12 protein-coding genes are annotated in these 13,693 nt (G+C 58.2%); 8 read left to right on the top strand and 4 right to left on the bottom strand.

Annotation, left to right across the window (positions count from 1 at the left end; translation table 11 throughout):
* Positions 1–213 (bottom strand): transposase (locus BLV81_RS20550; protein WP_143036399.1); only part of this gene is annotated, 213 nt, incomplete at its 3' end.
* A 376-nt stretch (positions 214–589) separates the two neighbouring features.
* On the opposite strand from BLV81_RS20550, the gene BLV81_RS23995 reads away from it, so the two are divergent.
* Positions 590–823, top strand: coding sequence for a hypothetical protein (locus BLV81_RS23995; protein ID WP_092359733.1), 234 nt, complete (start codon positions 590–592; stop codon positions 821–823).
* 815 nt (positions 824–1,638) lie between these two features.
* Positions 1,639–2,682 carry a phosphate ABC transporter substrate-binding protein PstS gene (pstS, locus tag BLV81_RS20560; protein WP_092359735.1) on the top strand — a complete coding sequence of 348 codons (1,044 nt, stop codon included), beginning with the start codon at positions 1,639–1,641 and terminating at the stop codon, positions 2,680–2,682.
* A 6-nt stretch (positions 2,683–2,688) separates the two neighbouring features.
* Here the strand turns inward: pstS and BLV81_RS20565 are convergent, their stop codons facing one another.
* The 3 genes from BLV81_RS20565 to hutC form a co-directional block, all read right to left on the bottom strand.
* A complete protein-coding gene (locus tag BLV81_RS20565; protein WP_092359738.1) occupies positions 2,689–3,492 on the bottom strand; it encodes a ferredoxin--NADP reductase in 804 nt (267 codons plus the stop codon).
* Complete coding sequence (locus BLV81_RS20570; RefSeq protein WP_092359740.1) at positions 3,489–4,985, bottom strand: MFS transporter; 1,497 nt, start codon at positions 4,983–4,985, stop codon at positions 3,489–3,491. Before BLV81_RS20570 ends, BLV81_RS20565 begins: the two co-directional genes overlap by 4 nt.
* Positions 4,986–5,067: 82 nt before the next feature.
* Positions 5,068–5,772 carry a histidine utilization repressor gene (hutC, locus tag BLV81_RS20575; protein WP_092359836.1) on the bottom strand — a complete coding sequence of 235 codons (705 nt, stop codon included), beginning with the start codon at positions 5,770–5,772 and terminating at the stop codon, positions 5,068–5,070.
* Positions 5,773–6,051: 279 nt separating this feature from the next.
* Between hutC and BLV81_RS20580 the strand changes: the two genes are divergently transcribed.
* The 6 genes from BLV81_RS20580 (at position 6,052) to hutI (ending at position 13,683) form a co-directional block, all read left to right on the top strand.
* A complete protein-coding gene (locus tag BLV81_RS20580; protein WP_092359742.1) occupies positions 6,052–7,515 on the top strand; it encodes an amino acid permease in 1,464 nt (487 codons plus the stop codon).
* A gap of 3 nt (positions 7,516–7,518) precedes the next feature.
* Entirely contained in the window at positions 7,519–8,403 is an 885-nt protein-coding gene (locus BLV81_RS20585; RefSeq protein ID WP_092359744.1) for a universal stress protein, read from the top strand.
* A 94-nt stretch (positions 8,404–8,497) separates the two neighbouring features.
* On the top strand, positions 8,498–10,198 hold the full coding sequence (gene hutU, locus BLV81_RS20590) for a urocanate hydratase (protein ID WP_092359746.1): 1,701 nt from the start codon (positions 8,498–8,500) through the stop codon (positions 10,196–10,198).
* Positions 10,199–10,269: 71 nt separating this feature from the next.
* Positions 10,270–11,811, top strand: a complete 1,542-nt coding sequence (gene hutH, locus BLV81_RS20595; RefSeq protein WP_092359837.1) for a histidine ammonia-lyase — start codon at positions 10,270–10,272, stop codon at positions 11,809–11,811.
* Positions 11,812–11,840: 29 nt separating this feature from the next.
* A complete protein-coding gene (locus BLV81_RS20600) occupies positions 11,841–12,455 on the top strand; it encodes a HutD/Ves family protein (RefSeq protein ID WP_092359748.1) in 615 nt (204 codons plus the stop codon).
* Positions 12,436–13,683: an imidazolonepropionase gene (hutI, locus tag BLV81_RS20605; RefSeq protein ID WP_092359750.1), complete on the top strand. Its 1,248-nt coding sequence runs from the start codon at positions 12,436–12,438 to the stop codon at positions 13,681–13,683. Before BLV81_RS20600 ends, hutI begins: the two co-directional genes overlap by 20 nt.
* The last annotated feature ends 10 nt before the right edge of the window (positions 13,684–13,693 follow it).

The following is a 13,693-nucleotide window of genomic DNA, read 5'->3' on the forward strand; positions in this document are numbered from 1 at the left end:
GTAGATGTAAATCTTCAAGAGCATTGCAGGATGATACGAAGGCCTGCCAGTTTCCGCTGGAACGACGCCATCAAATCCGAGCTTGACCAGGTCCAGTTCGTCGACGAACACATCGACGATGCGCACTGGATTATGTTCGGTGATGTAGTCATCTAAGTGTTCGGGGAGTAGCATGCCTTGCGTGCGATGCTCTCCCTGGATAAAGCGCTTCATCTAGCTACCCCCGCCGTTTGATGAGATAGCCAAATAACGTCTTGGGATTAATTGCGTTTACACTGATGGCTGAAAAACGGTGAAAATATAATCCCCAAGGGGCGTCGCGTTTTCACACACTCTGGGCCATTTGCGGTCCGCAAGGCAGCTGATAGATGTACGAAATCCCCGGCGTAATTTTTTAATAGCTTGCAAACGGAGAAAAGATAGTTTGCGGGCAGAGAGACCGCGCCAAGGCGTTTTACTCCGCAGAGCAATCAAAATTCGATGACTTGGAGTCATGGCTCCTGCAGTATCACTTTATGGACTATTGAAAGGAGGAATGTGTAAATGTTTCGAACATCAAACAACCGAATCACAAGAATTGGAAAAACACATGCAAGTACATATCTTCAGAGGTCCTGGCCGTATTTTTGGCTTTACCGCTCAAGCATCAGGTCAAAATCTGCCGCAGAAGTATGCGCCGTGGCTAGAATTTAGGAGTATCGAACTTCTCAATGACCAACACACACCTGGTGTGGATGCGAACGAATGTCTATGCGACATCGAGACTTATGGAGTACACGTAACAGATGCCCACATCCGAATCACTGAGGAGGCGATTCGGTAGGTAATTCCCACGTCACGCAGATGCAGTCGGCGAGCGCCAATGTTGCAACCAACAGGCCGCAAATTGGCAGGCTGACCCATCATTGCACTAGCCTGTCGCGGCGAGCCGCGACAGGCTACAGAATTCAGAAGTGAATGGCTACTGCCCACTTCAATTATTGACGACTTTGTGGAAGTCAAGAAAGGAATCGGCAGCAGAGATAGTTGCGATCGTATTCTCGATGGAGAATCCTGCTGAGATTGTTTTGACTGAAATACGTTTCATAAACCAAATTGAACAATAATAGAGCTGTGTTGCAACTGCATTTGAACGTCCGCTTTGGAGAAATCTGAACTTCCGCTTTGGGTCGTGTCCGGTCTCCCAACGTTTAGAAACCGGCCATTCAAAAAAATAATACGAAAGTATTTGTCGTGTGAATAGGCAAACGACGGCTATGAGTGAAACCGCCGCTCAAAATTACATCTGAGGAAGGCCAATACTGTCGGCATCAGTAACCGCGTCATGGAACGTCAATAACCGCAACCGCTGATTTCTGCCGTTGGCCCCACGAATGGTGGCAGGCAGCTCGGGGGAGGGGGGGACTACGACCTTCACGCCCCGGCATATCTTGTCAGATCAGATCACGATTTATAAAAATAAGAGCTATAGGCAAGCAAGGCCATGTTGCTTTTTTGCTGGTGTTATCAGACATCTGCCAACAAAGCCGCGGTTGATGGCACAATTGCCCCCGCCAAATTTGCCAAATCAGGCAGTTGGCTGTGATGACGCTTCAAAATGCCGCTCACCTGCCAGATTAATTACTCCATAGGTCGAAAATGTTGAAATACGTCTTTCTTTTTTCCTGCGCACTCGGTTTTAGTGCGGCCCAAGCCGTCGATATCACCGGCGCCGGTTCTACCGCAGCAGCGCCGCTATATGCGAAATGGCAGCAAGCCTACACCAGGAAAACCGGCAACAAGCTGGTCTACGAAGCCATCGGTTCATCTGGCGGTATCAAGAAGATCAAGGAAAATGCCAGCGATTTCGGCGCCAGCGATGCCCCCATGTCGGCCGCCGACCTCAAGAAATTCAATTTGCTGGATTTTCCTACCGTTATTTCCGGGGTGGTGCCGTTTGTCAATTTACCGGGCGTCAGGGAAGGCGAGTTGCATCTGAATGCGGATATCATTGCCGGCATTTACTCCGGCAAGATAGATAAATGGAACGACGCCGCCATCAGCAAAGAGAATCCAAGGCTGACACTGCCTAATTTACGCATCCTGCCACTGGCGCGCGCCGACGGCTCCGGCACGACATTTACGCTGACCGACTACCTTAGCCGCGTCAATCCGGAATGGAAAAAGCAGTACGGCAGCAATTTCACTATCGCCTGGCATGCCGATGTAAAGGTCATCAAAGGCACGAATGATCTGGTGGCGACGGTAAAGAAAACGCCGGGTGCGATCGGCTATGCAGAATATGCGTACGTGGTCGAGAACAGCTTGAACTATGCGCAGCTGAAGAACCACGACGGTCAATACGTCCACCCGAATGCACTGTCATTCAAAGCGGCGTTGACCAACAGCGGCTGGAAAAACACCGGGAATTTCGAGGAAATGCTGACCGATAAACCCGGCTCCGGCAGCTGGCCGATCACCGGCGCCACTTACATCTATGTGCCGCGTGTCAGCAGCCAGCCGGAACGTACCGCGGCGGTCATGCAATTTTTCACCTGGGCCTTCATGGAAGGCGACGATTTGGCGAACAGCCTGGACTACATTCGCCTGCCTGACAATGTGCAGGCCCGCGTAGTGCACGAAATGTCCAGCGTCGTCGATACAAAAGGCAATCGTCTGTCGGTTCCGATCTTTGTCAAATAATATCGCTCACCAATAGTCTTCTGTCACGAATTGCCCCGGCACCGCCCGCCGGCAAGGGCGCAAGCCACGCTGATAGAGAATGTCGCGGGTTGCGGTAATCATTTCCGGATTGCCGCACATCATGACGCGCGAGGCTTCTGCCGTGATAGCCAGGCCTGCCGCGGCCTCCAGATCGCCGCCAGTCAGCAGGGTCGTGATGCGGCCTTGCAGATTGCCTGCCGCGGGTGGTTGCGTATCGCGTGTGGTGGAGCGCAACAGCTGCAAGCGCGCGCCGCCGGCCGCCAGTTCCGGCCGCAAGTGCAGCTTGGACAGCAGCTCCTGATAGGCAAGCTCATCGGCATTTCTTACACAGTGCACCAGAATCAGGTTGCGGAATTTTTTCCAGACCGCCGGGTCTTGCAGGATCGAGATGAACGGGCCAAGGCCGGTTCCCGTGGCTAGCATCCACAAATCCTCGCCATCCGCAAACCGGTCCGCGGTCATGAAACCGTAGCTGAATTTTTCAAGCAGGATCGGATCGCCTGGTTTCAGGTCTTTCAGCTGTTCGGTGAACAGGCCGCCGGGGACTTGCACCAGGAAGTATTCCAGCTCGTCTTCGGTAACCGCCGAGGTGACCGAGTAGGCGCGCCACAGTGTCTCATCGCCGGCCACCACGCCCAGCCGGGCGAACTGGCCAGGCGTGAACTGATAAGCGGCCGGTCGCGTGGTACGGAACGACAGCAGTTTCTCGGTCCAGTAATGCACGCTGGTCACGGTTTCAGTACTGGCCTTGAGATGGGAAACCGTTGCTTTTGGAGGTGTGCTGCTCATGACAAAGGTTCCTGTAATTGCTTGCCGTGCGCAACGCCGGGTGCGACCGCTGCTTTCAAGCGCAACGCTTGCCGCACCGCGAAGAACGCGAGTAACGGCGCCGCTGCGAAGCAGATGAATAACCATTGTGCCGCATTTGCGGCGCCGGGCAGGCCGCCCGGATCAGCCAGCCCGGCCAGCGATGTCACCATGCCGGCCAGGGCGGCGCCGATGGCGGTGGCAAACAGTTGCACGGTGGTGAGTGAATAGGCCGCCAGGCTGCCTTCGTCCGGATGCGCGCTGCTTAATATCTTCGCCATCAAATGCGGCATGCCCATGCCTATGCCGAAGCCGACCAGAATCAGCGCGATGCACAAGGGCAGCAGTCCGTAATCGTTGAGCACGGCGCTTGACGGCAGCATGAACGACAGGGCCAGCAATGCCGCGATCACTACCAGCGGGCCGGCTTTCATGACAAATTCCGCGCGGGCGCCGCCGTAACTGGAAAACAGCAGGGCCGCCAGGGTCCAGCCGCATGACATGATGCCGGTCAGGTAGCCGGCCAGCAGCGGTGAATGTCCCTGGATCACTTGCAAGAAATACGGCACGTAGATTTCAGTGGTCAGTCCCAGGATCATCAGGATCATGGTGGCGTACAGGGCGCCGATGCGGCTGTGCAAGGAAAATGCGCCGCTCGGCAGCAAGCGCGGTTTGCCTACACTGCCGCGCTGCTCCAGCCAGGCGATCAATCCGATCAAGGCAATGCCAAACACGATGCCGCCGAGATTCAATACGGCGCTGCTGAACAGGCTGGCCGCCGAGACCGACAATACCGCCGCGGCCAGCAGCAAAATTTTGACGATAGGAATGCTGTTCGGTTTTTCCTCGGAGCGCGTTTCTGCCGGCATCTTCAGCGTGAATTGCACCAGAAACGCCAGCACGACAGCTGCCGGCAATAGCGCCCAGAACGCGCCGCGCCAGCTGCCGGCCTGGGCAAACATGCCGCCGATGGCGGGACCCGATAGCGTGGAAATTCCCCACATGCCCGACATCAGCGCCATCGCCCGCGACCATAGCGGCGGCGCAAACACGACACGGATCATGGCATAAGACAGCGCCACCAACACCCCGCCGCCAAAGCCCTGCACGGTGCGCGCTGCCAGCAGCCATACCATATGCGGCGCCAGCGCACAGCCGGCGGAACCCAGTGAAAACACCAGCAATGCCAGTAGGCAAGCGGGACGGTAACCGAGCCACTCGACCAGCCGCGAAGCCAGGCCGGCGGCAATGATGGAAGCCACCACAAACAATGAAGTGGCCCAGGCATAGTATTCCAGGCCGCCGATATCCTTGACTACCGACGGCAGGATGGTAGTGACGATATACACATTGGTGGCGTGCATGCCGACGCCGCCCGCCAGCGTGATGGAGCGGAGGGCGTTGCGTCCGGAGAGTAGATCTGCCCAGCTTGCGGGCGGGGTGCTGGGGTTGATTGAAGTTGGGGTGGCCGGCATGAATGAAGTTTGACATTGCAGAGCTTGGATTTTACCGCTTCGACAACATTGCTGCTGCTGGGCGGAAAATCCGGGCAGCGTATCAAAAACTGCCGGTAAATTGATAGCGTGAAGCCGGATGCCATAGCGACGCCACCGACGCCACCTGCCCCTGCGACAAGGTACGGCGCTTGAGTACCAGGCAGGGCTCCTGCGCGGCCATGCCTAGCAGTTCCGCAATCTCGGCCGGCGGCAGGCAAGCTTCAATCGCAAACCGCACCCCTTGCAGCGGCGCCACGCGCATCAGGTAGGCATTTGGCGTCTGGCTGGTGAAGTCCTGCGCCAGATAATCCTGAGCGATCGCCGGGTTGACGTAACGGTCTTCGACCTGGATCGGCAAGGCGTTCTCAAAATGCACCACCACTGAATGGAACAGGGTCTGCTGCGCCGGCAGTCCGAACTGGCGCGCCAGGGCTTCGTCGGCTTTGCAGCGTTCCAGTTGTTGCAGTTCGCTGCGGTGTACATGGCCGCGCGCGGCAATTTCCTCAGCAATGTTGCGGATTTCGACCAGCGTCGACTGGTATTTTTGCTGCGCCACAAACGTACCGGAACCTTGCACCCGCAGCACAATTTGCTCATCGCTGAGCTCGCGGATGGCGCGGTTCACTGTCATCCGCGACACACTGAATTCGCGCGCCAATGCTGCTTCGGTCGGAATCGCTTCGCCTTCTTTCCAGATGCCGGCCTGGATCTGGCTCAATACATAGGCCTTGATGCGCTGGAAGGCTGGGAGGGTATCGGACGTCATGGCTTGCGGTCCTGCAAAGACCGTGACTTGTTGTTTTTTTGCGGCATATTGGCGCTCATTTCCCAGGGTTCTGACCAAGAAAAAAACTTGGATTGTCTTGACACATGAGTTTAGCATACGTACTATTTGTATATACATTTAAATTAATAAATATTATATTTGTATGGTCAAATAATCGATATGTCGATTTTTGCGCGCATGCTTAGCCGGGAGGGCGCAGCGCTTAGTCAGATAAAAAAATAACAAAATCACATATTCCAAATCCTTCCAGGAGACAAAATGAATGCATTTTTAAACGCGCTGATACGAAAAAAATCAATCAACGATGATGCGCGCGCAGGCCACGGCCATGGTGAACTCAAGCGCAGTCTGGGCCTGTTTTCTTTGGTGATGCTGGGTGTCGGCGCTACCATCGGCACCGGTATTTTCTTTGCGATGGCCGAAGCGGTGCCGAAGGCGGGGCCGGCGGTGATCTGGTCTTTTGTCATTGCGAGCATCGCGGCAGGCTTGACGGCGCTGTGCTACGCCGAATTGTCGTCCTTCATTCCGGCCTCCGGCTCCGCCTATTCCTATACTTATGTCAGCGTCGGCGAATTCCCTGCGTATATCGTAGGGTCTTGCCTGTTGCTTGAATACGCGTTGGCTGCCAGCGCTACAGCCATCGGCTGGTCTGAGTATTTAAATAATTTTTTGCAACACGCGATCGGCTGGTCGATCCCGCTGCACTGGCGCAGCCCGCTAATGGTGAGCGGTGCGAACGGCCTTGAGATGCATTGGGGTAACTTTAATTTGCCTCCTATCATTCTGGTCTGCATGTGCTGTCTTTTGCTGCTGCGCGGCGCCAAAGAGTCGGCGACGGTGAATGGCATCATGGTGCTCATCAAGATTGCCATCCTGGTATTTTTTTCTGTGATGGCGTTCACCGCTTTCAACAGCCATAATTTTGTTCCCTTCAACCCGCACGGCATGCTTGGGCATGCTGGCGAGACGGGAATGGGGATCGTGCCAGCCGCGGGCACCATCTTCTTCTCGTTCATCGGACTCGATACGGTAGCGACTGCCGGTGCTGAAACCGATAACCCGAAACGCAATGTACCCTTGGGCATCATGCTGGCGCTGCTGATTGTGGTGGCGGCCTATATCCTGGTGGCGACGGCCGCCATGGGCGCGCAACCGGTGGCGGCCTTTATAGGGCAGGAAGCCGGCCTGTCTGCAATTCTGGAAAACGTTAGCGGGCAAAAATGGCCTGCCATCTTGTTGTCCGCCGGCGCCATTATTTCTGTGTTCAGCGTGACCTTGGTGCTGATTTACGGTCAAACCCGTATCTTGTTCGTGATCGGCCGCGACGGTTTGATTCCTAAGGTTTTCCAAACCATACACCCGAGAACCCTGTCGCCGGTGGCGAACACCTTGATCGTGTCGGTCATGGTGGGTTTGATTGCCGGATTCGTGGATTCAAGCTATCTGTGGGATATGGTCAGCATGGGAACCTTGGTGGCTTTTGCCCTGGTCTCTATCGGCGTGACGGTCATGCGCCGTAAATCGCCCGAACTGGTGCGCGGCTTCACCTTGCCTTTCGGACCTTGGGTGATTCCGGGCCTGAGCGTGCTTGCCTGTGCCTGGATTGTGGTGGGCTTAAGCAACGTTACTTACACCATATTTGCCGCGTGGATCGGCTTTACGGTGCTGGGCTACGCCATGTACGGCATCCGTAACTCTAAACTCGCTTTAAAAAGGATGTGAATCATGCAAACCTGTTTGGTTGGCTATACGCCAGACGCTGCAGGCGAAGAAGCGCTGGCTTTGGCGCGAACCTGGGTGCGTGCCCACGGCTGGTCGTTGGTGGTCTGCGTGGTGGCGCCGGAAGCCTGGGGCCATCCGTCGCTGGCCAAGCTCGACCTCGAGTACGCCAACTTCCTGGCGCAGCATACGCAAGCCGCCATCGATAAGGCAAAGGGTTTGCTGGGCGGCACGCCGAATGTGCGCTACATTAAATTCGCCTCGGCCTCGGCCAGCGCCGGCTTGCTGGAAGCTGCCAAACAGGAAAAGGCCGATCTGATCGTGCTAGGTTCCGCACGCAACGGCCCTGAGGGACGCATCTCGACCGGCGGCGTGATCGGTGAAATCATGCACAGCTCCGAGCTGCCGATAGCCATCGCGCCGCGCGGCTACTGTGCCAGCGAGAGTGCGGTGGTCAGTCGCTTCACCTGCGCCTATTCGGGGCTGGAGGCTGCCAGCGGCACAGTGCTCGAAGCGCTCGGCGTCGCCACCGCAATGGAGGCGCCGTTGCGCCTGGTCAGCTTTGCTGTGCGAGACCGCCAGATGTACCCGCCGCTGGTCGGCTATCAAGCCGAGGAAAGCCTGGCCGAGGCTTGGCGCGAACAGGCGCTGGCCGCGCTCGAACGGGTGCAGCAACAGCTGACCCGGCAGCAGCCGCCGCTGGCGATCGCCGTCACTGTGAAAGAAACCTGGGAGGAAGCCCTCGGCAGTTTCGACTGGTTGCCCGGCGAGATGCTGGTTCTGGGGTCGAGCCGGATGGGGGTGCTCAAACGCGTATTTCTGGGCTCGAACGCTAACAAGATTATCCAGGCTTCGCCGGTGCCCGTGATGGTGTTGCCGCGGGCGTCGTAACGGGTTTGCAATGGGTTTGCAACTCATGCGGCGAATTGCCGCAATGTGTATCTGCTATTTGTATGTACTATTTATATATTAAAAGGAAACTGTCATGACCGATAATGTCGATCCTCGCTTCGATCCTACCCGTGTGATCCGTGCTCCGCGCGGCAGCCAGCTGAACTGCAAGAACTGGCTGACGGAAGCAGCCTACCGCATGCTGCAAAACAACCTCGATCCCGAGGTGGCTGAAGACCCGCAGAACCTGGTTGTGTACGGCGGCATCGGCCGTGCTGCGCGCGACTGGGCCTGCTTTGACCAGATACTGGCCTCGCTGAAAGAGTTGAACGACGACGAGTCGCTGCTGGTGCAATCGGGCAAGCCGGTGGGCGTGTTCAAGACCCATCCGAACGCGCCGCGTGTGCTGATCGCCAACTCCAACCTGGTGCCGAAGTGGGCCAATTGGGAACATTTCAACGAACTCGACCGCAAGGGCTTGTTCATGTACGGCCAGATGACCGCCGGCAGCTGGATTTACATCGGCAGCCAAGGCATAGTGCAAGGCACGTTCGAGACTTTTGTCGAAGCCGGCCGCCAGCATTTCAATAACGATCTGGGGGGCAAGTGGATTTTGACCGCCGGCCTGGGCGGCATGGGCGGCGCGCAACCGCTGGCGGCGACGCTGGCCGGTGCGGTATCGCTCAACATCGAATGCCAGCAAAGCAGCATCGACTTCCGTCTGCGCACCCGCTATGTCGACAAGCAGGCCAAGGACATCGACGACGCCATCGCGCTGATCAAGCAGCACACGGCCGCCAAGGAAGCGGTATCGATCGCCTTGCTGGGCAACGCTGCCGAGATCCTGCCTGAGCTGGTGCGCCGCGCCAAAGCCGGCGGTTTGAAGCCGGACCTGGTCACCGACCAGACTTCCGCGCACGATCTGATCAACGGCTATCTGCCGAGCGGCTGGAGCGTAGCGCAGTGGAAGGCTGCCCAGCGCGACCCGGCCCAGCATGCGCAACTGACCGAGGCCGCCGCCAAGAGCTGCGCCGTGCACGTGCAAGCCATGCTCGATTTCCAGGCCATGGGCATTCCGACTGTCGATTACGGCAATAACATCCGCCAGGTGGCGTTTGACATGGGCGTTAAAAACGCCTTCGATTTCCCCGGTTTTGTGCCGGCCTATATCCGTCCGCTGTTTTGCGAAGGCAAGGGGCCGTTCCGCTGGGTGGCGCTGTCAGGCGATCCGGAAGACATCTACAAGACCGACGCCAAGATCAAGGAACTGTTCCCAGAAAATAAACACACGCACCGCTGGCTCGACATGGCGCGCGAACGCATCGCTTTCCAGGGCTTGCCGGCGCGTATCTGCTGGCTCGGCCTGGGCGAGCGCCACCGTGCCGGCCTGGCGTTCAATGAGATGGTCAGGAATGGCGAGTTGAAAGCGCCTATCGTGATCGGCCGCGACCATCTCGACACTGGCTCGGTGGCCAGCCCCAACCGCGAAACGGAATCGATGAAAGACGGCAGCGACGCCGTCAGCGACTGGCCGTTGCTGAACGCGTTGTTGAATACCGCCGGCGGCGCTACCTGGGTCAGCCTGCACCATGGCGGCGGCGTCGGCATGGGTTACTCGCAGCACGCCGGCATGGTGATTGTGGCCGACGGCACCGACGCTGCGGCCGAGCGGCTGGCGCGAGTACTGGTCAACGATTGCGCCTCGGGCGTGATGCGCCATGCCGACGCCGGCTATGACACCGCCATCGCCACCGCCAAACAACAGGGCTTGAAGCTGCCGATGATCAAGAGCTGATCAAGACAGAGCCATGCCTGCTTTACCCATAGAATGAAGTATTGTTCCGCACTATTTTGAAAGAAACGATCATGAAAACAGCATTGACTCTGCAACCGGGAAAAATCTCTCTGGCAGAGATCCGCAGCATCTGGGCCGACGGCGTGCCGCTCCAGCTGGCGCCGTCCGCCTACGAAGCAATCAACGCCTCGGCCGCGACCGTCGCCAGAATCGTTGAGCGCGGCGATGCCGCCTATGGCATCAATACCGGCTTCGGCAAACTGGCCAAGACCCGGATTCCGGACGATCAACTGGAACTGCTGCAGCGCAATCTGATCATGTCGCACTCGGTCGGCACCGGCGAATTGATGGCCGATGAGACGGTGCGCCTGGTCCTGGCGATGAAGATCGGCAGCCTTGCACGCGGTTTCTCCGGCATCCGGGCCAAGGTAATCGATACCATGCTGGCGCTCTACAACGCCGGCATCATGCCTTGTATCCCGGTCAAGGGTTCGGTCGGCGCATCCGGCGACCTGGCGCCGTTGTCGCATATGACTCTGGCGATCATGGGCGAAGGCCAGGTACGGGTTGACGGCAAACTGGTGGACGCCAAGGAAGCGCTGGCCATGGCCGGCATCACGCCGATCGTGCTGGCCTCGAAGGAGGGCCTGGCGCTGATCAACGGCACCCAGGTCTCAACCGCATTGACGCTGCACGGCTTGTTCCTGGCCGAGCGCGTGCTGGCAGCCGCAACCGTTACCGGCGCCTTGGCGGTGGATGCTGCACGCGGCAGCGACGCACCGTTCGACCCGCGCGTGCATGAAGTACGCGGCCAGCCGGGACAGATCGCCAGCGCAAAAATTTATCGCCAGCTATTGAGCGGCAGCGCGATCCGGCAATCGCACCTGGTCAACGATGAGCGGGTGCAAGACCCGTACAGCTTGCGTTGCCAGCCGCAAGTGATGGGCGCCTGCGTCGACCTGATCGGCAATGCGGCGCGCACGCTGCTGATCGAGGCGAATGCGGTGACTGACAACCCTTTGATTTATTCCGAGCGCGACGAAGTGATTTCCGGCGGCAATTTTCATGCCGAGCCGGTGGCGTTTGCGGCTGACACGCTGGCGCTGGCGATCGCCGAGATCGGGGCATTGTCGGAGCGTCGCATCGCCTTGCTGATCGATGCCTCGATTTCCGGCCTGCCGCCATTCCTGGTGAACGAACCGGGCCTGAATTCCGGTTTCATGATTGCCCACGTGACTGCCGCAGCCTTGGCCTCGGAAAACAAATCCATGGCGCATCCGGCCAGCGTCGACAGTTTGCCGACTTCCGCCAACCAGGAAGACCACGTCAGCATGGCGACCTACGCTGGCCGCCGTCTGCATGAAATGGCGCACAATACCGCTACCATCGTCGCGATTGAATTGCTGGCGGCGGCGCAGGGTGTGGATTTCCATCAGCCGCTGGCCACCTCGCCGTTGCTGGCGCAAGTGCAGCAGCGTCTGCGCGACAAGGTCGGGTTCTACGACAAGGACCGTTTCTTTGCACCGGACATCGAAGCCGCCAAGCAGCTGGTCTTGCAAGGCGCGGTCAGCGCCAGCTGCAGTTCCCTGTTTGCGGATTTATACAATCGATGAATATAAATTAATCAATACAAACCGATAAAATGAAACTCATCAAGTTCGAAGACTTGCATGCCACGCCATGGAAAAACGGCGGTGGCGTGACGCGCGAGTTATACGGCTATCCGGCGGCGGCCTCATTCGATGCGTTTTTGTGGCGGGTGAGTATTGCCGACGTCGCGCAGTCCGGCGCGTTTTCGCGTTTCCCCGGGGTCGACCGGGTGATTACGCTGCTGGACGGCGAGGGCATGCAATTGCTCGCCGATGACGGTAAACAAACAGCGCTGACGACGCCCTTGCAGCCGCATCGCTTTCGCGGCGAGGAACCGATAAGGGCACGCCTGGAAGGCGGACCATGTCAAGATTTCAACCTGATGTTGCGGCGCGGCGCGGCCAGCGGCGAGGTCGAGGTCTTGCGTGGCGACCGCGATCTACCGCCGGGCTGGGAACTATTGTTTTGCGTGCAAGGCCGCTGGGATGTACGGAGCCAGGGTCGGGGGCAAGCGACGCTGGCGCCGCGCCAGACCCTGGTCCGCGAAGACGAAGCGGGCGCGCTGGCCTTGCGTGCGCTGAGCGCCGATAGTGTTTTAATCAGCGTTTCAATCAATCTCAACATCAATCTGCAACCGGGATACCAACATGCCGCAGAGCCCAGTTAAGCAAGCGCAGTCTGCCGACGGCATCTGGCATAACGCCAGGATCGCCCCGGCCGGCAATCCAGACCAGACCATCAGCGACGCTGCCATCGTGGTGCGCAACGGCGTCATCGCCTGGATCGGTCGCGAGGCAGAGATGCCCGCGGAATATATCGATGCCCGCTTGGCGCGGCACGATGTCGCTAAGCGCTGGATCACGCCTGGTTTGATCGATTGCCATACCCATCTGGTGTATGGCGGCAATCGCGCCGATGAATTCGCCTTGCGCCTGGCCGGCGCCAGCTATGAAGAAATCGCACGTCGTGGCGGCGGCATCGTATCCACCGTGCGCGCCACCCGCGAGGCCGACGAAGAGAGTCTGTTTCAGCAAGCGGCAGGGCGGCTGCAGGCCTTGCTGGCTGAAGGCGTGACGACCATCGAAATCAAATCCGGCTACGGCCTGGATCTGCCGACCGAGCGCAAAATGCTGCGTGTTGCGCGCCGTCTTGGCGCCTCTTATCCGGTCACCGTGTACACCACTTTTCTTGGCGCCCATGCGGTGCCGCCGGAATATCAGGGCCGTGCCGACGCCTACATCGATCTGGTCTGCAACGACATGCTGCCGCTGCTGCATGCAGAAGGCTTGATCGACGCGGTCGATGTGTTTTGCGAAAACATCGGTTTTTCCGTGGCGCAGAGCGAAAGGGTATTCGCGGCTGCGAGCAAGCTCGGCTTGCCGGTAAAAATGCATGCCGATCAACTGTCGAATATTGGCGCGACACAACTGGCCACACGCTTCAAGGCCCTGTCGGTCGACCATCTGGAGCATCTGAGCGAAGCCGATGTGATCGCAATGCAGCGCAGCGGCACGGTGGCGGTGCTGCTGCCTGGCGCCTACTATTTCATACGCGAAACCAAACAGCCGCCGCTGGAATTGCTGCGGCGCTACCGGATACCGATGGCGATTTCCACCGATAGCAATCCGGGCACTTCGCCCACCACGTCGTTGCTGCTGATGTTGAACATGTCTTGCACTCTGTTCCGCATGACGGTGGCGGAAGCGTTGCAGGGCGTTACCGGCAATGCTGCCCTGGCGCTCGGCAAAGCTGATCGCCACGGCTTGCTGGCGGTGGGCCGGGCTGCCGATTTTGTTATCTGGTCAGTCGATACGCTGGCCGAACTGGCTTATTGGTCAGGACTCAATCCTTGCAGCGCGGTAGTGCGCTGCGGCCTGCCTGGCAGGACATCGTAAAAGGAGTATT

The sequence above is a fragment of the Collimonas sp. OK242 genome, assembly GCF_900107095.1.
Classification (GTDB): domain Bacteria; phylum Pseudomonadota; class Gammaproteobacteria; order Burkholderiales; family Burkholderiaceae_D; genus Collimonas.